Raw genomic sequence first — 19926 nt, 5'->3', positions numbered from 1 at the left:
ACTCCCGGAAATATCCCCACTGCCCTCCTTCGCTAGCCCCATTCCATCCCCTGCGTACCAATACTTCTTTTTCCATATTTATCTATAACTTGCTGACAGCAAAAAAGGCAAAGAGCAGATAAACTGACCAACGTATGCAAAAGAAAAAATTGATCGTACTATCCGGCGCCGGTATCAGCGCAGAAAGTGGTTTGCGGACCTTTCGTGATAGCGATGGATTATGGGAGGGATATAATGTATATGAAGTGGCTTCACCCATAGGTTGGAATAAAGATCCTCAGCTGGTACTCGATTTTTACAATATGCGCCGCCGTGATGTAAAGGCGGCGCAGCCCAATGCCGCCCATATAGGACTAGCCCAACTGGAAACCCTATACGACGTATGCATCGTTACCCAGAACATCGATAACCTGCACGAAAGGGGAGGCTCCTCTAATGTGTTACATCTGCATGGAGAAATATTCCAGATGCGGAGCGTGTTAAACGAACAACAATACTATCCCATAGAAGGAGATATCATGCTAGGCGACCTGGCAGCCGATGGCGGCCAGCTAAGACCACATATCGTTTGGTTTGGAGAACCAGTGACGATGATCGAAAAAGCTGCAGTGGAAATGATGACAGCCGATGTATTCGTGCTGATCGGTACTTCGATGAATGTATACCCTGCCGCCGGTTTAATGGACTATGTCAGACCAGAGGTGCCTAAATATGTCATCGATAAAAAGATACCACCAGTATCCCACTATGAAAATCTGATTGCAATTGAAAAGCCGGCAACGGAAGGAGTAGCTGAGCTATGCCGCCTGCTAGGTTGTGGTTGAGTAAAAAGAAACAGTTGTATTTCGTTGGAGAAACGAAATACAACTATCTATTCAAAACTTTCTTCAAAACGTATATCGAACTCTTCCAACTCTTTCAATACCGGATTGTAAATATCAGGAGCAACGGGGATATGCAACCCCTTTAAAGCTACCTTATCCTGTAAGATCATCTTCGCCATAATCCCCAATGGTAAGCCCACCGTCTTCGCCATAGCCGTCCGTAGATTATCTTCTCCCTGAACGATCATATAACTATGCAAACGAGTAGCCATTCCCCTGCGCTCAAATTCGATCTCATGCATCATCACGATCATATCCTTGTCTGTCGGTGCCATCCCCAGCTTATGTTCGATCACATGCTGTAATATATTGGCATTGGTCTGCTCCCCCTGATTGATCACATCCCCATTCAGTAATCCCAGATATTTAAGCTGCCGGATGATCTTCGACTTATTACTGACCCCCAGGTACTGAGCCATATTCTCTTCATGGCTGAGGTGCTCATCAATATTTAAATGCTGGCTCGCCCAGTTGAAATAAGTCAGGTTATCTGTACCTCGCTTGTGATCATCTTCCGTAAGCCCCAGCTTGATCAATGTGCTCCATCCCTCACAGAAATCAGGATAACGCAGGGTGGCCCGCATGAACGTCGGGATGTCATGTAGATTATACACATCCATATAACTAAGCGAATCCCTGTTAGGGTAATATGCGAGCTTACCTAACTGCGGGATCTGGATAGTCTTGGACTGGTCGAATAGCTGCTCATAGGTCAGCTCCTTCACCTTTCCTTTCTCTTTATAAGTAGCGCCGGACTTGCCGGCCAGCACGATATTACGGGCATTCCAGGATATCTTGTACTGCCAGGGATTGTCATTGCTTTCGGGAGAGATCAAACCACCGCAATAAGACTTGAAAGAGGTCATCTGCCCGCCCTTCTTCTCAATAGAATGGATGAGCTTCATGGCGGACATGTGATCAATGCCCGGATCCAATCCCATCTCATACATAAAAAGTAACCCGGCAGCTGCTATCTCTTTTTCCAACTTCTTAACCTCCGGATCTATGTAAGAAGCCGTCAGCAGGTTTTTACCAAATTGCAGACAGTCCTTCGCAACCAATATATGAAGGTGAGCCGGTAAAAGAGAGATGACGAGATCTGCTTCCTGTACGAGGGGCTGACGGGCTGCAGCATCTTCCATGTTGATCGCCGCCGGCGTAACGTAATAAGACTTGCCCGTCTTCGCTTTTATTAACATTAGATCGTGGTCCGCGATCGTCACATGCCACTTTTGCCTGGGCGCATTCGCCAACAGGTAGTCAATAAGACAGGTGGCTGATTTACCCGCACCAAACAATAGAATGTTTCTCATATATCGTCATTAGGATGGTTTATGAATCAGGGGAATAACAGCAGTTATCCTACTAATGTTCGAAAAAAAGGTAAAATTCGGTTTTACTGGTTCCTATTATTTTTCCCTGCTTTGAAGCTTTGATTATCACGAGGTTAAAGACAAATAGTTTGCCAATATTTTTTTTATTATATATAGTAAAGTTATCTTATGATGAATGAGCGATGTGACTGGGGCAAAGTTAGCATAAACACTTAAATTACAACATATTTGCATGTTGGTTTTCCCTTATATGACAAAAGCATATTTATTCACATTCAGTCACTTTTGTGCCGGATTTGGCGCTGAAATCGCTATATTTGCATCTATTTGTTTTTAGCAGAAATAACTGTAAACCAATAACTAAATGACAGAGCATACGGAAAATCAGCAGGAAGGCAGGATTGTCCAGATCAACATTGAGGAGCAGATGAAAACGGCTTACATAGATTACTCTATGTCCGTGATCGTAGGCCGTGCATTACCGGATGTGAGAGATGGTCTCAAACCCGTACACCGACGCGTGCTGTTCGGCATGAATGAACTGGGTAACAACAGTAACAAGCCCTACAAGAAATCAGCGCGTATCGTGGGTGATGTAATGGGTAAGTACCACCCACATGGAGACTCATCTATTTATGATGCGATCGTACGTCTCGCCCAACCCTGGTCTATGAGATACCCCATGGTAGATGGACAGGGTAACTTCGGTTCCGTAGATGGTGACATGCCCGCAGCCATGCGTTACACGGAGATCCGCCTCCAACGCATCGCAGAAGCCATGCTGGAAGATATCGATAAAGAAACAGTAGACTTTACCCTCAACTTTGACGATACCCTCGAAGAACCTACCGTACTGCCCACTCGTATCCCTAACCTCCTGCTCAACGGTGCTTCCGGTATCGCAGTAGGGATGGCCACCAACATTATGCCACACAACCTCAGCGAAGTGGTGGATGGTGCCGTAGCCTATATCGATAACAGAGAGCTCTCCATAGAAGACCTCATTAAATACATCAAAGCACCCGACTTCCCCACAGGTGGTATCATCTACGGCTTCGAAGGCGTAAAACAAGGCTTTGAAACCGGCCGCGGTAGAGTAGTGGTACGCGGTAAACTCAACGTCGAAACTACCAAAGCAGGAAGAGATAAGATCATTATCTACGAACTGCCTTACCAGATCAATAAAGCCGTATTACACCAGAAAATTGCACAGCTGGTCAACGATAAGATCATCGAAGGCATCTCCGACGTACGCGATGAAAGCGACAGAGAAGGGATGCGCCTGGTAATAGATCTCAAACGGGAAGCCATCGCCAGCGTTGTTGTCAACCAGCTATATAAATACTCCGAACTGCAGACCTCTTACGGCATCAATAACGTGGCACTCGTAAAAGGCCGCCCACGTGTACTGAACCTTAAAGAACTGCTAAGCGAATTTGTAGACTTCCGCCATGAAGTAGTCGTACGCAGAACCCGCTACGAACTGCGCAAAGCCGAAGAAAAAGCACATATCCTGGCCGGTTACCTGATCGCATTGGATCACCTCGACGAAGTGATCAACCTCATACGCTCCTCCAAAACACCGGAAGAAGCCAAAGAAGGCCTGATGTCCCGCTTCGAACTCACGGAAATACAGTCCAAAGCCATCCTGGAATTACGTCTGCAAAGACTGACAGGTATGGAAAGAGACAAAATCCGCGAAGAATACGATGAGATCATGAAATTGATCAGCCACCTGAAAGATGTATTGGCTGACGAAAGCCTCCGGATGAAGATCATCAAAGACGAACTGGAAGAAGTAAAGAAAAAATTCGGTGATGAACGTAAAACCGAAATTCAATACCTGGCCAGCGAAATGCGTATCGAAGATATCATCGCAGAAGAAGATGTAGTAATTACCATCTCTCACCTGGGATATATCAAACGTACCGCTGCCTACGACTATCGCCAGCAAAAACGTGGTGGCCGCGGCGCTATTGGTGGCCGTACCAGGGATGAAGACTATATCGAACACCTGTTCGTTGCCTCTACCCACCATACCATGCTGTTCTTTACCGAAAAAGGACGCTGCTATTGGCTCAAAGTATACGAAATACCAGATGGCGAAAAACAAGGGAAAGGACGTGCCATCCAAAACCTGATCACCATCCCCGCAGATGACAAGATCAGAGCTATCATCGATATTAAAGACCTGGGTGACAAAGAATTCATCAATAACCATTATATTGTACTTTGTACCAAAAATGGTATCATCAAGAAAACCCTGTTGGAAGAATTCTCCCGCCCTCGTCAGAATGGTGTAAATGCCATCACCATCAACGAAGGAGACCAGCTCCTGGAAGCAAAATTAACTAACGGCAATAGCGAGATCATGATGGCCATCAAGAGTGGCCGCGCTATACGCTTCCCCGAAAACACAGTAAGAGATACCGGTCGCGGTGCCATCGGTGTAAGAGGGATAGAAGTAGATAACGAAAGTGATGAAGTCGTTGGTATGATTTGTGTTAACAAAGAAGATGAATCCAGGACCGTACTGGTAGTTTCTGAAAAAGGTTTCGGTAAACGTACCAATATCGAAGAATACCGTATCACCAACAGAGGCGGTAAAGGAGTGAAAACCATCAATGTTACCGAAAAAACCGGTAGCCTGATCGGTATCCTCGACGTAACAGAATCCAATGACCTGATGATCACCTGTAAGTCCGGTATCACCATCCGTATGGCCGTAGCAGATATCCGTGAAGCAGGCCGTGCCACCCAAGGCGTAAGACTGATCAAACTGGATAATACCGACGAGATCGCAGCCGTGGCCAGACTGGATGAACAGGAAGAACAAAATCAGTCAGATGAAGGAGAAGAAGTAACATCGGCAACAGATATTGACGCCACTACCCCTTCCGATGATATCGCAACCGGCCAGGATACTGAAATAACAGACAACAACGAGCCGGAGGCTGAATAATAAAGACCTTTGACGCAACGGCCATTACGTAAAAAAATTATTGCGTAATGGCCGTGCACGCTAATGGTAAGTAAAGGTTGAATTGTATAGTGAAAGATGCAGCGACTGTATAGAGGTCATTATCCGTATCAAACAACTGGTGAGATATAATCAAACACCATACTTTTTATTGTAATCAGCAACTAAAAAATTTGAGCATGAAAAAATTACTGGTATCTTTTCTCTTTTGCGGAGCCGGATTCGTGGCTACAGCCCAGCGCGCAAAAGTGAACAGTGCAGATGAAGCTATCAAAAGTAATGACCTGGACAAAGCAAAGGCAGATATCGAAGCGGCATTGCAGAATGAAAAAACTAAAGATGACGCTAAAACCTGGTATGTAAAGGGTAAAGTAATGGAAGCCCTCGCTACCAAAAATAAAAGCGTTCCTGAAGCAGTAGCAGCATTTGAAGCATATAAGAAAGCACTGGAAATCAATCCTAAACTGCCCGAAGCAGTGATCGAAATGCAGAATCGCATGTTCAACCTGTATGCTACCATCGGTAACGCTGGCTACGCAAACCTTAACGAACAAAAATGGGATTCTTCCTTCGTAAACTTCCAGAAAGCACAAGAAATCGCCGCTTTCTACAATGGTAAGAACCTCGGCGGTAACATCCCCGCAGATACTTCCATGACCTTCTACACCGGCTACGCCGCTCAGCAAGCTGGTAAAAAAGAAGAAGCGTATACTTTCCTCCAAAAAGCTGCCGACCTGCAGTTTAAAGGAGAACCTGCCCTCTACGTAATCCTGGCACAGGCATACGAAGAAAAAGGCGATAAAGACAAATGGCTCAAAACGATCGAAGAAGGTAAAAAACTGTTCCCCAAGGACAAACGCTTCAACGATATGGAGATGATCTATTACTCCAAAACCGGTAAAACTGCAGAACTGTTAGGTATGCTGGAAAAGAAAGTACAGGAAAATCCTAATGATGGCGCCGTTGTACTGGACTACGCTATCCGCGTAGATAACATGGCTAATCCCCGCGACGAAAAAGGCGAGGACATGCCTAAACCAGCTAACTACGATGAGCTGATGACCAAAGCTGAAAATGCTTACAAAAAAGCCATCGAACTCAATGGTACCGACGCTACCGCTAACTTCCAGCTGGGCGCACTCTACTTCAACCGCGCCGTAGTGTTCAACAAAGAACTGAACAACATGAACAGCAAAGAACAAAGCACTCCTAAAGCGAAAGAACTACAAACAAAAGTGGAAGGCCTCATGAACCAGGCACTCCCTTACTTCGAAAAAGCAGACCAGATTTTCACCGGCAAAGCTGCCAGCCTCGAACCTGCTGACAGACAGACCTACGAAAGTTGTCTGTACGCGCTGCAGAAGATCTACGCCATCAAGAGCCAAAACGATAAAGTAGAAGCGGTTAAGAAAAAACTCGAAGGCCTGAAAAACTAATCAGACCTTACTGAAATAAAAAAAACGCGGAGCAATACTGGCTCCGCGTTTTTTTATCCTCATATAATACCAGACTCCGCAACATAGATGCACATTTATTTTTAATGTATAAAAGCTTTATCCGTAATTTTACACTATGAAATGGTGGGCATACATATTTAGTTGCTACTTCCTGCTGCTGGCAGTATTACCCTGCCAGGATAGCAAAGAGGCCGCATTGCCCGCAATAACAATAGCCAGCATATACAGCGCCGACACCCCTACAGAACAACAGCATCACTCACTCGACTTTTGCTCTCCCCTTTGCATTTGCTTCTGCTGCAGCGTACAGGTAGCTACCCCTGCCTTTATCGCACTGCCGCCAGCTTTACCTTTCACCGCTACTAACTATCAGCGGGTATTAAATAATTCCCTCCCCAACATCCCCCACACCATCTGGCAACCCCCTCAGCTTGGGTAATGACTCTCTTTATATAATGGTCCTCCCGAGAAAATAGTGCCTCATTGATCTGACATAACAGATCATATATAATCATACCTGTATCTCGGAGACCTGCTATTTACTCATTAAAGCAGTTAATTTTCATGTTAGATAAGATCATTCGCTTTTCTATTCAGCGCAAGCTGATAGTTGGCATACTCACGCTCGGATTGGTCATATGGGGCATTTTTTCACTAACAAAACTGCCGGTAGACGCAGTGCCGGATATCACCAACAACCAAGTACAGGTCATCACCCTGTCACCCTCTCTCGCAGCCCAGGAAGTAGAACGCCTGATCACCTTCCCGGTAGAACAAACAATGGCTGTCATCCCGGAAATAACAGAAATAAGATCCATCTCTCGCTTCGGGATCTCTGTAGTAACGATCGTATTCCATGACGATGTCAATATCTATTGGGCACGTCAACAGGTAAACGAAAAATTAAGCGAAGCAAAGAATAATATCCCTCCAGATGTAGGAAGCCCCGAAATGGCTCCCATCTCCTCGGGCCTCGGCGAAATATACCAATATGTAGTACATCCGAAAAAAGGCTTCGAGAAGAAATTTGATGCAAGACAACTCAGAACCATACAAGATTGGTATGTGCGCCGGCAACTGCTGGGAACACCTGGGATAGCCGAAGTAAACAGCTTCGGAGGACTACTCAAACAATATGTAGTAGCCCTCAACCCAGATAAACTACGTAGCTACAATCTCAGCATCACCGACGTATTCAATGCCCTGGAAAAGAACAACGAAAATGCCGGTGGCGCCTATATCGATAAAAAACCCAACGCCTGGTTCATTCGCAGCGAAGGATTGATAAGCAACATCGATGACATCGGGAATATCGTTGTGAAAAATACTGGCGAAGGAATTCCCATCCTTATCAAAAGCATCGCCAATGTAGAAATAGGAGAAGCTGTCCGCTATGGAGCCCTCACCCGCAACGCTGACGGAGAAGCCGTTGGAGGCATCGTCATGATGCTCAAAGGGGAAAACAGCAATCAGGTTGTAAAAAGAGTGAAGACACGCATAGCCGAAATACAAAAGACATTGCCGGAAGGAGTCGTAATCGAACCTTTCCTCGATAGAAGCGATTTCGTCGGCAGAGCAGTAGGTACCGTACAAAAAAACCTCATAGAGGGAGCATTGATCGTCATCTTTGTACTGGTATTATTCCTGGGCAATCTGCGCGCTGGCCTGATCGTCGCATCAGTCATCCCGCTGGCAATGCTCTTTGCGATCACTATGATGAACCTTTTCGGAGTATCAGGTAATCTCATGAGCCTCGGAGCGATCGACTTCGGCCTGATCGTCGACGGCGCCGTCATCATCGTAGAAGCTACCATGCACCACCTCCTGACAGGAAGAACAACACAGGTCACGCTAACGCAATCGCAGATGGACGAAGAAGTATACGACTCCGCCCGTAAAATACGTAGCACCGCCGCCTTTGGAGAGATCATCATTCTGATCGTATACCTGCCGATAATGGCGTTGGTAGGCATCGAAGGAAAAATGTTCAAACCAATGGCTCAGACGGTTTCCTTCGCCATATTAGGGGCATTCATCTTGTCATTGACATACGTTCCTATGATGTCAGCTCTTTTCCTGAATAAAAAGATCAATCCCAAAAGAACTATCGCCGATAAAATGATGGACTTCTTCCATCGTATCTATGATCCGATGATACGCGCCGCCCTGCGCGTGAAAGCTTGGGTGGTCATAGCAGCCGTAGCATTGTTCGTAATAGCCTTGCTCATCTTCAACCGGATGGGGGCAGAGTTTATTCCCACACTGGAAGAGGGCGACCTGGCCGTACAAACAGTATTACTGACCGGTAGCTCCCTCACAGAAACGATCGACAAAGTGAACAAAGCCTCCGATATACTACTCAAACAGTTTCCAGAGGTAAAAGAGGTGATCGGAAAGATCGGTTCCGCCGAAATACCGACCGATCCCATGCCCATGGATAACTGCGATCTGACCATATTACTTAAACCAAAAAAAGAATGGACAAGCGCCAAAAGCCGGGAAGAACTGGTCAATAAGATGCAGGATGCCTTGGAAGCCATTCCGGGTGTCAGCTTTGGCTTTTCCCAGCCTATCCAGCTTCGGTTTAATGAACTGATATCAGGCGTACGACAAGATGTAGGGATTAAGATATTTGGAGAAGATCTCGAAACCCTCGCCTCGCTGGCGGGCAAAGTAGGTAATATAGTAGCAGCAGTCGATGGCGCTAAAGATTTGTACGTAGAAAGGGTAGGAGGGTTGCAACAGATTGTCGTTAAGATAAACCGTGCAAGAGTAGCACAATACGGACTCGATATCAGTACCATTAACAAAGCGATCAATGCCGCTTTCGCAGGCCAGAGCGCAGGCCTCGTATACGAGGGCGAAAAACGTTTCGATCTCGTCGTACGCCTGGACCAGCAAAGCCGCCAGGGGATCGCTGATGTACAGAATTTGTTCATCACCACGCCTACCGGCAACCAGGTACCCTTGCAGCAACTGGCCACCGTAGAAATGGCAATAGGCCCCAATCAGATACAACGGGAAGATACCAAACGCCGGATCATCGTAGGATTCAACGTCCGCGGCCGCGACATCGCAAGCGTAGTCCGGGAGATACAGCAAAAGATAGAACAACAAGTCAATTTACCGGATGGCTACTTTATACGATATGGCGGCCAGTTTGAAAACCTCAAAGAGGCCAATGCCAGGCTCTCAATCGCAGTACCGGTTGCATTACTGCTCATATTCGCCTTGCTGTATTTCACCTTCTCCTCCGTTAAACAGTCAGTACTCATCTTTACAGCTATTCCAATGGCCGCAATAGGTGGCGTCTTCGCATTGTTAATTAGAGGAATGCCTTTCAGCATTTCCGCCGGCGTCGGTTTCATCGCCTTGTTCGGCGTAGCAGTACTTAATGGCATCGTGCTGATTGGTGAATTCAATCGCCTGCGCAAAGAAGGCCTCTCCGATCTCAATGAGATCGTATTAAAAGGTACAGCCGTCCGGCTACGCCCGGTACTAATGACCGCCTGCGTAGCCTCACTGGGCTTCCTGCCAATGGCACTGGCCACCAGCGCCGGCGGTGAAGTACAACGACCATTGGCCACCGTCGTAATAGGAGGACTCATTACCTCAACGCTACTAACCTTACTCGTGTTACCCTGTCTATATATCTATTTTGAAAGTATAAAGCGTAGTAAAGTGAAAAAGAATATAACCGTTGCCGTAATATTGCTGTTCCTGATACCCGCCACCGCCTTCTCCCAGGATAAACCTCTGACGATGGAGGAAGCGGTACAGACAGCTTTACAGCAGAACAAAGGCTTGAAAGCCGCCGCTTCACAGGTAGACTATTACCGCTACCTCACCCGTACCAGCGGAGAAGTAACCAAAACAGAACTGGCGTTACAATATGGCCAATATAACAGCTATGCAAAAAATGATAACAATTTCAGCATCACACAGGCTATTCCTTTCCCTACAGTCTTTGGCGCACGTAAAGCCCTCACCACCGCTCAAACAAATGCGGCAGAATGGCAACGTGCCCGCTCTCAACATGAACTGATCTACCAGGTCAGGCAGGCCTATGTACAGCTGCTCTACTTGCAGGGCGTAAAAGACCTGCTCGTAAAACAAGATAGCTTGTTCTCCAACTTCTCCCGCTCCGCCGACCTGCGCTACCGCACAGGAGAAACACGCATGCTCGAAAAAGTAGCAGCAGAAGCCCGGTTAAATGAGGTACGGAACCAGCTAAAACAAAACGAAGCCGACAGCCGCATCTATATGGCCCAGCTGCAATCGCTGCTGGCCACCGATAAACCATTGTCACTGGCAGCTTCCGAAAAATTGGAAACAGATCGCCCCGCCATTGCCGACACCAGCGGACTAGACCAACATCCATACCTGCAATACCTCAAACAGGAAGTGACCGTCGCACAACAACAACAGAAACTGGCAAAAGCCAATATACTCCCCGATATCACAGTGGGTTACTTCAACCAAACCCTCATCGGTACCGCCGTCAACAGCAGCCCTAACAGCCCGCTGGCAACCGGCTCTAACCGCTTCCAGGGATTCCAGGTAGGCCTCGCATTGCCCATCTGGGCCGGCCCGCTCACCGCAAAGGTCAAAGCACAACAAAAACAGGAAGAAGTAAATACACTGAATTACGAACACAATCGCATCATGATGGAAGGCCAACTCAAACAGGCCGTACAACAATACATCAAACAACAGAACAATATCGCCTACTACCACAACACCGCATTACCCAACGCAGAACTGATCCTGAAACAGTCCGAAAAAGCATATGCCAGTGGTGAAATAGGTTATACAGAACATTTTGTAAACCTGGAACAAGTACTGGGCATCCGCCAGGGATATTTGCAAACAGCCCACGACACCAGGCAGGCAGCCCTTTACATAGATTTTCTGGCTGGATATAAAAAATAAATATTAATACCATGACTAAACAGCTCAATATATATATCGCTACCGCATTGCTGATGACCACAATCATATGCTCCGCCTGTGGTGGCAAAAAGACAGATAACGAGGCGGCAAAAGAAGCAACAAAAAAAGAAGAACCGGAAAACGAAGTAGCACTCACCGCCGCTCAGTTCAAAACCGCAGACATCCAGTATGGTAAACCGGAATGGCGGGAAATCAGCAGCGTAGTCAAAGTGAACGGCCTGCTCGATGTACCTCCGCAACAAACCGTCAGCGTCTCCGTCCCCTTGGGTGGATTCATTAAATTTACCAAAATGCTGCAGGGAATGTGGGTCAAAAAAGGAGCAGTAATGGCTGTACTCGAAAATCTCGAATATATCCAACTACAACAGGACTATCTTGACCTAAAAAGCCAGTTGGAATACGCCCGCACCGAATACGAACGCCAACAGGCGCTGGCCCAGGAAAATGTCAACGCTCTCAAGACATTACAACAATCCAAAGCCAACTTCCAATCACTGACAGTGAAAGTAAAAGGCCTCCGCGAAAAACTACAACTGCTCAACGTCAACATGACCCGCCTGGAAAAGGGAGAAATACAATCTACCGTCAACGTATATGCACCCATCAGCGGATTCGTCACACAGGTGAATATCAATACCGGCCAACTCGTAACCCCGTCAGATATCATGTTCCGTGTCGTCGATACAGAACACCTGCATGCCGAACTGACCGTATTCGAGAAAGATATTCCTAAACTGAAAGAAGGACAAAAAGTCCGCTTCGTACTGGCAAATGAGTCCAAAGAACGAACAGCCAGCGTCCACCTCATCGGGAGAGAAATAGCAACAGACAGAACCGTACGTGTACATTGCCACCTCGATGCCGAAGACCGCGGATTACTGCCTGGCACCTACCTGCAGGCCATCATAGAAACCGGCGCCGCTAAAGTGCAGGCACTGCCCGATGCCGCCATCGTAGACTATGAAAACAAATCATACGTATTCGTGCAGATACCGGAAAAACATACCCACACCACAGATAGTACCGCCACCGGAAAAGAAGAAGAACCACATCATAACTTCCGCATGCTGCCCGTCGAAAAAGGAGCCAGCGAAATGGGATATACCGCCGTTACATTGCCCCAAAACTGGAACCCCGATACCGCCGTCGTCACAAAAGGGGCCTATGACCTCCTGGCACAGCTCAAGAACGCCGGCGAAGAAGGACACGGCCACTAATACTACCAATCACGGATGCAGAATACATCTCCAACTGTTACCCCAGGACGGTCACGCAAATGCGTGGCCGTTTTTATTGCAGGAGAATTCAATATATTTGTAATAATTTATATATTAGAGCCGCGTCCCCCAACATAAAGGACGCCTGATACCTATCCTATGAAATATCTCTGCTTGCAGGTATGTTGCCTGCTCATCCTTACCTTGTCATCATGGGCCCAAAACCCCGCTGTACAGCTAAGCCCTGCCTTCACAGTCCCCGCCGATGGCTGGGATAAACTCCTGCAATTGAAGAATGGTAATACCTGCTACCTCCACTTCAGTAAAAAAGAGGGTATATACGTTACCGTATACGATACCGGCGGTCAAGCACTGCACCGCGATACTGTCACCGGACAGCAATGGGACGCCCGTAACATGAACGACACCGAAATCGATGGAATATTCGATATCAACGGACAACCAGTTATCTTCCTCCAGCAATTGATCAAAGGACAACCAACATTATTCCGGATCATACTCGATGCACAGACAGGTACCCTCCTCCGCGAAGACCTGCTGGGAACCTTGACACCCGTCCCGGGTAAAGAAGCTAGCTCCGCAGGATACATCGCCTCGCATGATTGCTATGTAGAGAAAGATACCTATAGCGATCATTATGCAGTAGCCTTCTACGGAGCTGGCGTCCGTTTGCAACACTACGCACCCGATCATACAAGCATAGGCAACACCTCCTGGACCATACCAGATAGCAGCTACCGCTATACTTCATTTCTCGGCATGACCGTCCAGGGCAACGAACGCATATCCCTGCTCAATGGTATCTTCAACACCTCCCGCAAAGTAACAGATACACCGCCGGTCATCTATCTCTCCACCTGGCAACAGGGCCAAACAGATATCATACAGACCCGCCTCGACCATACCGCTGGTCTCACAGAGGTCCATACCAGCATGCAGTATCATCCCGAATGGCCCGAGCTGGAAATGCTCCTGGTGGCTGCCATCCCTGGTAAAACCGATAGCGTACAACTTCAAATGCAATACCTCGACAGGGCAACAGGCAAACTACTGCGACAACAGATACTCCGTCAACAACAACCGGCATATGGCACCATGTACAACGCCCTTCCGCAACAACTTACCTTGCAGCGCGATGGTAAAGCCACATTGCTCCTGGAACCCATGCAGCAATTTCTACAGGGCAAAAATGCCTATAGCCGCATACATACCAATCTCGGAGATGCCGGCATATGGCGCATCAATCCCCGGGGAGATACAGATAGTATCCGGCTCTCCCCCAAAATGCAGATAGCAAATGGTGGCTTCAGCCCCTTGTATATCCAACGCCGCAACAAAGGAGAGTGGATATTTCGCAACAGGATAGCCGCCGTCCACAATACCGCCTACATGTCATTCGAACATATCCCCGTACCGGGTGCCGACTATGTACTCTACAATGATTACTTGCAACAGCTCGACAGGGGAGGGATAGAAGATGCCAAAAAGCCACTGCGCTACATAACCGATGCCAACCTCGTTTGCTATAAATATACACCGGGCGGCAGCGAACGCCTCTTCCTCTTCGGTACACCAGAGTACGGCAAAGGGTATTATTGCATATTAGGTGCCGCACATTACAACGCCGCCAACCAGGTATACGCCACCATTATGATCAGCCGCCAGGGCACAACACAGCAGGCTCAACTGGCATGGATCAGATTCTGATACCACTGGCAACGTTTTTGTACCGGCATATATAAGCAAAACAGAAAAATATGACTATCCGGAAAAGTACAGCCAAGAAAAGAGCCATCAAAGAAGAGAAAAGGAAAAATGAAGCCGCACCAGTACCCAAAAAAGCGGCAAAAAAAGAACAGAATGATGATGGGAATAACGTCCTCGAAGGATACAATGAAGAAGAGTATGATCCGAAAGATAAAGCCAAACGTAAAGCGGCTAAAGGAAAATAACTGGGTAGAAAATAAAGATCCGTAGCTGTGCGGTATTCATACAGACAGCTACGGATAGATACCCGTAGCTACACCTTCCAACCGTAAGAAATATATTCGTTGTCAAAAGAACCGTCACTATATAAGTTCACCATTGCATAACCATTGTCAGTACGGTAACGCATCCCTTTCCACCAATCTCCACTTACAGCCCCGTTGCTGATGTAGGTCACACCGTTGTACATGATCTGCTCGTACAAATGTATATGGCCACTCAAACATAATTTCACATTCGGATGTTTGTCAAACAAACTGATGATACGGGCGGCATCCGTATGCATAGAACCTTGCCCTAAAGTATAACCAAAATCATCCCGGTACTTGTTATCCACCACTACCGTTGCCGCAGATACGATCGGGGCATGCGAAAGTACAATCACATGTTTACCGGTATTAGCAGCCAGATCCTGCTCCAGCCAGTCAAATTGCTCTTCGTCCAGCTGACAGGTATACCAGCTGCCATCCACCTTCGGTTGTATGCTGTCCAATACGATGAAATGCCACCCCGCCTTGTCAAAACTGCGATAACGACGCTCAATACGCATCATATCTAATGAATAGTTCTTACCGTACAAAGCATCCGTCTTCTCACCAGCAGCCCATATGTCATGATTGCCGATACAATACTCCATCGCTAGACTATTGTCTCCCTTCATAATAGCATGCCACAGCTTCCACTGCGCCTCTACACGGTCTCTGGGCTGCTTCAGCGCATCCATGATACAATCCCCGGTATTAACAATGAAAGCAGGCTTATCTTTCTGCGACTGTATATGATGTAAACAGGTCGCAAGTCCTTTCGGCGCTTGCTGCTCCGGTTGCATATGAACATCCGTAAGATGTGCAAAACGTAATACCCGCTTCTTCGGTGCAATAACAGCTTCCCGCGTAGCCGCGAGTAACTTAGATCCCGGAATCGCACTTACCAGCGCACCTAATCCCAGTTGTTTTAATAATGAACGACGATCCATGGATTGAGCTTTTTGAAAAGTGAATGCATCAGCCTGCAAACTTATCAGCACACATCTGAAAATACCACCCGTCTTCACATACTTAATCTAAATTTAACGTACCACGCACCCAAACACCCTTTTTTGTAATTTCGCTGGCATGAGAACAATAGAAGTCGCCTGCCTCGTACATGTCGAGAATGGACAGTTATTATTGATAGAAAGTAAAAAGAATCCAGGCATCTATTATATGCCGGGAGGAAAGATAGAACCGGGAGAAACAGCAGAACAGGCACTGGTAAGAGAATTACAGGAAGAACTGAATATCACGATCGATCCCGCTACCATTCGCCATTTTGGAGATTTTCGTGCACAGGCCGTCAATCAGCCCGATGGAGTAGACGTGCATAACCATTGTTTCTTTGCATCGTTTACAGGTACGCCGCAACCTGCCGCAGAAATAGCAACCATACAACTATTTACTAAAGCTGCCTACCTCGCAGCACCACGCCAGGCGCCCGCCGTCCTCAAAATACTGGACGCCCTCGCAATTTAATACAACAAAGCAATAATTACCACCACAGGTAGTAGCGCCACCAGCAGGGTAACCACTCAAAGCTCCGGGCATACTACAATAGATTCAGGAAGACAACTCCCACAACTTTGATAAATGGTAATACAATTAAAATTACAGCTTTCCTTCACTGTCTCCAGTGGACATACCACACAGCTGGGCTGAAAAGTCTGCTGCCCACCGCCGCTGATCATATTACTGCTCAATCGGGCAATCGTAACTTTCTGCAGCGATAACTTGGTGTTAAATGTTCTCTTTTTCATAGTGTATAACATTAGGGGTAAATTATACCTGCCGGCATCACTACCGGCAGGTATAAAAATGAATACGATACCTGTTAGAATGTACAGGTGCGAATAGTCACAGGATTACAAACAACCCGGCAACTGATAACCCTCGTATCAAGCGGACAGATAACCTCCACAGAAGCAGCACCACCCGCCAGTAAACGGGTTTGCTCATGGCTCAAGCTGGCAATAGTAGTTTTGTTTAAAGATAACTTCGTGTTAAACGTTTTCTTTTTCATGTATATGAGAGTTAATGTGAACAAAAAATGCTATAAAAAGCAAGACTTGTAGTCTCAGGATTACAAATAGGTAAACAACTGACAGCCAGCGTATCAAAAGAGCATATGCTTCCTGCAATAACAGCTCCCCCGGCTATTACACGGACTCGCGCCGCCACTCACCGTCGCGGCCTGGGATTGACTCAGTCGCGCATTCGTCCATTTGTTGATAGATAGCGGGAGTTTAGTGCTTTCTTTTTCATACGTAATAGGCGTAGAGATACTGAAATAATCCCCGTTGATCAAAGGATAGGCCCCGTAATAGTGTTCGTAAATGGTCCGGTAGCAGGCCCCGTCTCCGGTATACAAAGCCCCCGGCAACTATTTGCGCGTGTTGGTGCACATACGGCACAGCTTAATACTACATCCCAGGATGCTACAGTACCACCGCCTGCAAGCGAAGCAGCTTGTGCTGCACTCAGTCGGGCAATCGTGGTTTTGTTGATAGATAATCGGGAGTTTAGTGCTTTCTTTTTCATATGTATATGTTTAGGAAATAACAAATGCACAGTATTTAACGGGTAGCAGTGCCCGGCAAACAAATACGCAGATATGTCTTCGCCAGCGTTTGCGTACAAAGCATACAATTGTTCATATAAGTCACCAGCGCACTACGGTCACGCATAAACAACGCAGCCGTTGCTTTTTTCTTACATAGGCTCTAATAAAAAATGCTGGAAGGCAAATCCACTATTGCTCGTACAGGATGATAGAGGAAGGACTAGTCAAAACTGATCACAGGCAAACAAAGGATCAGCCAACTGGTAATCGTAACCTTATCAAGGGATCAATCTTACGTAACACCTTTCTTTTTCATAAACGCTCATTTTAGTACTCGAAGAAATTACAGGTCCAGGGTGCAATAAATAACGTGGGAAAACTACAGATTCAAATATAAAGAGATGACAGGCAATCACACCGCAGGGGGATTACCTAATACTGAAAAATAGCCGCATTTACTTTTGTCCGTTTGTAGCCAACAGCGTATCTTACAACAATACCTATTTTTTCAACCCAAATCCAATCATCACTTCCATGAAAAAGTTAACAACCTTCGGTAAAGGAATCAACAAAAAAGAACTGAAAACCATCAAAGGCGGTGGTTCCAACAACAACGCATTGGTTTGCAAATCCTTCCTCTGTATCCAAACCTGCAACGAACTCGGTTTTGACTACGGTCACTGCCTGGGTAACAACTGCGCCTGCACGAACGGCTGATCCCTGTAAAGGAATTAAAAAAGGCTTGCCAGTAATATACCGGCAAGCCTTTTTATTTAGCAACCACTATCACCTGCCAAAAGTAGCGTACTGCTGTCGCAGATAGGTCATCACATTTTCCTCATCCTCCCGGTTGATCACAAATCCCAGGGCCCCGCCTACGTCATGCGCAAGCGCCTTAAAAAGATCAGCCAACCGTAATAATGCCTGCCAGTTTTCCTCAGGCTCATAGCCAACATATGTCGTTAATATATCCTTATACAACGCCTCCGGCAAATATCGCTGCATCAATTTGCCGGCTTTGCCAAAAGAAACCGCAAACTGATGCTCCACGCCGATCTTCCACGACACCATCTGCAGGAACATCGGCCGTAGATAACGCTCCAGCATCTCTTTTACATACGTAGGCTGATGACGCTGCAATCCCTTCACCACATTCATACTCACCCACCAAAACTCATTACAGGTCTCCGCAAATGCCTCCGCTTCCGGCCGGCGGATATGATAGTCAATATCATCGCTGAGCCCTACATCGCCGAACATCCCGTCCTTATCCAGCCATACCACAGTCAGACTGTCCTTCACAAAGTCACTTTTCAGCTTGTCCACCGGAAACAAAGTAAGGTCAATACGATTCCCGTCTTTGAACTGCATAAGGTATCCAAACGATATCGGCGTATAATTAGGCTCGATCCCCACATAGCGCATCGTATCGGGCAGCTGCATCATGACCCGCTCTCCAAATATATCCACCCACGAATGGTCCGCAATAAAACCATCAAGCGCCGTCACCACAAACACAATATCATAATCCTGGAAAATATCTTTGTCAATAGCAGGATTAGCGCGCGAGCCGTTCAATAACACAGCCCGTATCCGTTCATCCCGCCCGGCAACGTCCAATATCAGCTGTCGTATAGTCGTCTCGCTTCGCATTAACAGAATATCTTTTTAGGTTTCTCCGCCGCAATCAATAACATCATCGGCCGGCGTAATTCATCCCGCATCCCTTCCACCGATTGTAGCATCTCCTCGCTGGGAGCCGGTTCGATGACCTCCCGGATATAAAATCCCTGCCGTAACAAACCTTGCAGATAAGTTGTAAGCGTACGATGGTACTTGATCACCTGCGTCCCCAGGAATGCCGCCTGCCGTGCCCCTTCCTCGAAGTATCGGTCTACAGGCCAGTGCCGGATGACACCTTGCTCGTCATACACCCAATCCTGACCACCAGCTGCCGTAAATACCGGATGCTCCACCGAAAACACAAAGTGCCCGCAGGGTCGCAACCATTCATACACATGACGACAAATGTCATCGAAAGAGGCAAGGTAGTGGAATGCCAGCGAACTGAATACCACATCAAATCGCTCCGGCGGATACTTCACATCCTCGATCGCCTGCCGCATATATGTGATGCCTTCCATCGAATTGATCTCCCTCGCACGGGCCAGCATCTTCTCAGAAATATCAATGCCCACCACAGACCCCGCTCCATGCTCCATCACATAACGGCAATGCCATCCAAACCCACATCCCAGATCCAATACGTCCTTGCCAGCAACGGTGGGCAGCATATGCCGCAATGCATGCCATTCCCCCGCACCAGCCAATCCTAGTTGCGACCGCTGCATCTTCCCGTATCGTGAAAAAAATCGCGCATCATCGTATTTATTCTCCTTCATAGCCAATGTTTAATAACTACCGAAATACACGTAAATATCATACCCTTTCCGTAAATTAATACAGCCAAACCGGGGAAATAGCCATGGCAAAAGCAGG

17 protein-coding genes are annotated in these 19926 nt (G+C 47.0%); 10 read left to right on the top strand and 7 right to left on the bottom strand.

Going from position 1 to position 19926, the window contains the following annotated elements:
* Positions 1-134: 134 nt before the first annotated feature.
* Positions 135-824, top strand: coding sequence for a Sir2 family NAD-dependent protein deacetylase (locus tag KTO58_RS10160; protein WP_095839466.1), 690 nt, complete (start codon positions 135-137; stop codon positions 822-824).
* A 47-nt stretch (positions 825-871) separates the two neighbouring features.
* Here the strand turns inward: KTO58_RS10160 and KTO58_RS10155 are convergent, their stop codons facing one another.
* Entirely contained in the window at positions 872-2197 is a 1326-nt protein-coding gene (locus KTO58_RS10155) for a saccharopine dehydrogenase C-terminal domain-containing protein (protein ID WP_095839467.1), read from the bottom strand.
* Between the two features lie 385 nt (positions 2198-2582).
* Between KTO58_RS10155 and gyrA the strand changes: the two genes are divergently transcribed.
* The 7 genes from gyrA to KTO58_RS10120 all read left to right on the top strand — a co-directional run bounded on the left by gyrA (position 2583) and on the right by KTO58_RS10120 (position 14798).
* Positions 2583-5180, top strand: coding sequence for a DNA gyrase subunit A (gene gyrA, locus KTO58_RS10150; RefSeq protein ID WP_095839468.1), 2598 nt, complete (start codon positions 2583-2585; stop codon positions 5178-5180).
* A 197-nt stretch (positions 5181-5377) separates the two neighbouring features.
* Complete coding sequence (locus KTO58_RS10145) at positions 5378-6634, top strand: tetratricopeptide repeat protein (RefSeq protein ID WP_095839469.1); 1257 nt, start codon at positions 5378-5380, stop codon at positions 6632-6634.
* Between the two features lie 136 nt (positions 6635-6770).
* The gene (locus tag KTO58_RS10140) at positions 6771-7094 is read left to right on the top strand and encodes a DUF6660 family protein (protein ID WP_095839470.1); all 324 of its coding nucleotides are present in this window, start codon (positions 6771-6773) and stop codon (positions 7092-7094) included.
* A gap of 125 nt (positions 7095-7219) precedes the next feature.
* A complete protein-coding gene (locus KTO58_RS10135) occupies positions 7220-11587 on the top strand; it encodes a CusA/CzcA family heavy metal efflux RND transporter (RefSeq protein WP_095839471.1) in 4368 nt (1455 codons plus the stop codon).
* An 11-nt stretch (positions 11588-11598) separates the two neighbouring features.
* Positions 11599-12825, top strand: coding sequence for an efflux RND transporter periplasmic adaptor subunit (locus tag KTO58_RS10130; protein WP_095839472.1), 1227 nt, complete (start codon positions 11599-11601; stop codon positions 12823-12825).
* Between the two features lie 159 nt (positions 12826-12984).
* Entirely contained in the window at positions 12985-14553 is a 1569-nt protein-coding gene (locus KTO58_RS10125) for a hypothetical protein (RefSeq protein ID WP_095839473.1), read from the top strand.
* A 50-nt stretch (positions 14554-14603) separates the two neighbouring features.
* Complete coding sequence (locus tag KTO58_RS10120) at positions 14604-14798, top strand: hypothetical protein (protein ID WP_095839474.1); 195 nt, start codon at positions 14604-14606, stop codon at positions 14796-14798.
* A gap of 68 nt (positions 14799-14866) precedes the next feature.
* On the opposite strand, the gene KTO58_RS10115 is transcribed toward KTO58_RS10120, so the two are convergent.
* On the bottom strand, positions 14867-15808 hold the full coding sequence (locus KTO58_RS10115) for a metallophosphoesterase family protein (RefSeq protein WP_095841624.1): 942 nt from the start codon (positions 15806-15808) through the stop codon (positions 14867-14869).
* A gap of 139 nt (positions 15809-15947) precedes the next feature.
* Between KTO58_RS10115 and KTO58_RS10110 the strand changes: the two genes are divergently transcribed.
* Positions 15948-16343: an NUDIX hydrolase gene (locus KTO58_RS10110; RefSeq protein WP_095839475.1), complete on the top strand. Its 396-nt coding sequence runs from the start codon at positions 15948-15950 to the stop codon at positions 16341-16343.
* 56 nt (positions 16344-16399) lie between these two features.
* Here the strand turns inward: KTO58_RS10110 and KTO58_RS28905 are convergent, their stop codons facing one another.
* From KTO58_RS28905 to KTO58_RS10095, 3 genes are all read right to left on the bottom strand, one after another.
* Entirely contained in the window at positions 16400-16624 is a 225-nt protein-coding gene (locus KTO58_RS28905; protein WP_198314951.1) for a class I lanthipeptide, read from the bottom strand.
* 74 nt (positions 16625-16698) lie between these two features.
* Complete coding sequence (locus KTO58_RS10100; RefSeq protein ID WP_157753051.1) at positions 16699-16887, bottom strand: class I lanthipeptide; 189 nt, start codon at positions 16885-16887, stop codon at positions 16699-16701.
* A gap of 281 nt (positions 16888-17168) precedes the next feature.
* Complete coding sequence (locus KTO58_RS10095; protein WP_157753052.1) at positions 17169-17405, bottom strand: class I lanthipeptide; 237 nt, start codon at positions 17403-17405, stop codon at positions 17169-17171.
* 556 nt (positions 17406-17961) lie between these two features.
* Between KTO58_RS10095 and KTO58_RS10090 the strand changes: the two genes are divergently transcribed.
* On the top strand, positions 17962-18144 hold the full coding sequence (locus KTO58_RS10090; RefSeq protein ID WP_095839476.1) for a hypothetical protein: 183 nt from the start codon (positions 17962-17964) through the stop codon (positions 18142-18144).
* A 69-nt stretch (positions 18145-18213) separates the two neighbouring features.
* Here the strand turns inward: KTO58_RS10090 and KTO58_RS10085 are convergent, their stop codons facing one another.
* Both KTO58_RS10085 and KTO58_RS10080 read right to left on the bottom strand, forming a co-directional pair.
* Positions 18214-19080 (bottom strand): aminoglycoside 6-adenylyltransferase, encoded by an 867-nt coding sequence (locus tag KTO58_RS10085; protein WP_095839477.1) that lies wholly within the window; start codon positions 19078-19080, stop codon positions 18214-18216.
* Positions 19080-19829, bottom strand: coding sequence for a class I SAM-dependent methyltransferase (locus KTO58_RS10080; RefSeq protein ID WP_095839478.1), 750 nt, complete (start codon positions 19827-19829; stop codon positions 19080-19082). The genes KTO58_RS10085 and KTO58_RS10080 overlap by 1 nt, the downstream gene beginning before the upstream one ends.
* Positions 19830-19926: the final 97 nt, after the last annotated feature.

This window comes from Chitinophaga pendula (genome assembly GCF_020386615.1).
In the GTDB taxonomy this organism is placed as follows: Bacteria; Bacteroidota; Bacteroidia; order Chitinophagales; family Chitinophagaceae; genus Chitinophaga; species Chitinophaga pendula.
This window is presented reverse-complemented; position numbering and strand designations above follow the sequence as displayed.

Coding starts and splice junctions, on each gene's coding strand:
- KTO58_RS10160 (WP_095839466.1), top strand. CDS start 135: ATGCAAAAGAAAAAATTGATCGTACTATCCGGCGCCGGTATCAGCGCA.
- KTO58_RS10155 (WP_095839467.1), bottom strand. CDS start 2,197: ATGAGAAACATTCTATTGTTTGGTGCGGGTAAATCAGCCACCTGTCTT.
- gyrA (WP_095839468.1), top strand. CDS start 2,583: ATGACAGAGCATACGGAAAATCAGCAGGAAGGCAGGATTGTCCAGATC.
- KTO58_RS10145 (WP_095839469.1), top strand. CDS start 5,378: ATGAAAAAATTACTGGTATCTTTTCTCTTTTGCGGAGCCGGATTCGTG.
- KTO58_RS10140 (WP_095839470.1), top strand. CDS start 6,771: ATGAAATGGTGGGCATACATATTTAGTTGCTACTTCCTGCTGCTGGCA.
- KTO58_RS10135 (WP_095839471.1), top strand. CDS start 7,220: ATGTTAGATAAGATCATTCGCTTTTCTATTCAGCGCAAGCTGATAGTT.
- KTO58_RS10130 (WP_095839472.1), top strand. CDS start 11,599: ATGACTAAACAGCTCAATATATATATCGCTACCGCATTGCTGATGACC.
- KTO58_RS10125 (WP_095839473.1), top strand. CDS start 12,985: ATGAAATATCTCTGCTTGCAGGTATGTTGCCTGCTCATCCTTACCTTG.
- KTO58_RS10120 (WP_095839474.1), top strand. CDS start 14,604: ATGACTATCCGGAAAAGTACAGCCAAGAAAAGAGCCATCAAAGAAGAG.
- KTO58_RS10115 (WP_095841624.1), bottom strand. CDS start 15,808: ATGGATCGTCGTTCATTATTAAAACAACTGGGATTAGGTGCGCTGGTA.
- KTO58_RS10110 (WP_095839475.1), top strand. CDS start 15,948: ATGAGAACAATAGAAGTCGCCTGCCTCGTACATGTCGAGAATGGACAG.
- KTO58_RS28905 (WP_198314951.1), bottom strand. CDS start 16,624: ATGAAAAAGAGAACATTTAACACCAAGTTATCGCTGCAGAAAGTTACG.
- KTO58_RS10100 (WP_157753051.1), bottom strand. CDS start 16,887: ATGAAAAAGAAAACGTTTAACACGAAGTTATCTTTAAACAAAACTACT.
- KTO58_RS10095 (WP_157753052.1), bottom strand. CDS start 17,405: ATGAAAAAGAAAGCACTAAACTCCCGATTATCTATCAACAAAACCACG.
- KTO58_RS10090 (WP_095839476.1), top strand. CDS start 17,962: ATGAAAAAGTTAACAACCTTCGGTAAAGGAATCAACAAAAAAGAACTG.
- KTO58_RS10085 (WP_095839477.1), bottom strand. CDS start 19,080: ATGCGAAGCGAGACGACTATACGACAGCTGATATTGGACGTTGCCGGG.
- KTO58_RS10080 (WP_095839478.1), bottom strand. CDS start 19,829: ATGAAGGAGAATAAATACGATGATGCGCGATTTTTTTCACGATACGGG.